This window comes from Gaoshiqia sediminis (assembly GCF_025907915.1).
Taxonomy (GTDB): domain Bacteria; phylum Bacteroidota; class Bacteroidia; order Bacteroidales; family Prolixibacteraceae; genus Gaoshiqia; species Gaoshiqia sediminis.
Genome location: NZ_JAPAAF010000151.1, coordinates 1 through 326, shown reverse-complemented (window position 1 = coordinate 326; position 326 = coordinate 1). Strand labels below are relative to the sequence as shown.

The window sequence follows — 326 nt, the reverse complement described above, 5'->3', positions numbered from 1 at the left end:
CTCCGCGATGAATGGGGTTTTCAGCATATTGTAGTTTCTGACTGCGGTGCCATTACCGATTTTTTCACCACACACAAGGTGTCATCAACACCGGTACATGCTGCGGCCAAAGGCGTGCTGGCCGGTACCGACGTGGAATGCGTGTGGGAAAACTATCCTTACAAAACCCTGCCCGAAGCTGTTGAGCGCGGCCTGATGAAGGAAGACGATATCGATAAAAGTTTGAAACGCGTGCTTATTGGTCGTTTCGAATTGGGCGATTTCGACGACGATGCGTTGGTCCCCTGGGCGCAAATTCCGGCATCGGTCATCAACAGTGATGAGCA

The 326-nt window shown here is 51.8% G+C and carries 1 protein-coding gene; it reads left to right on the top strand.

Going from position 1 to position 326, the window contains the following annotated elements:
• The coding region (locus N2K84_RS20705; RefSeq protein ID WP_282593661.1) for a glycoside hydrolase family 3 N-terminal domain-containing protein at positions 1-326 on the top strand (326 nt) is incomplete at both ends.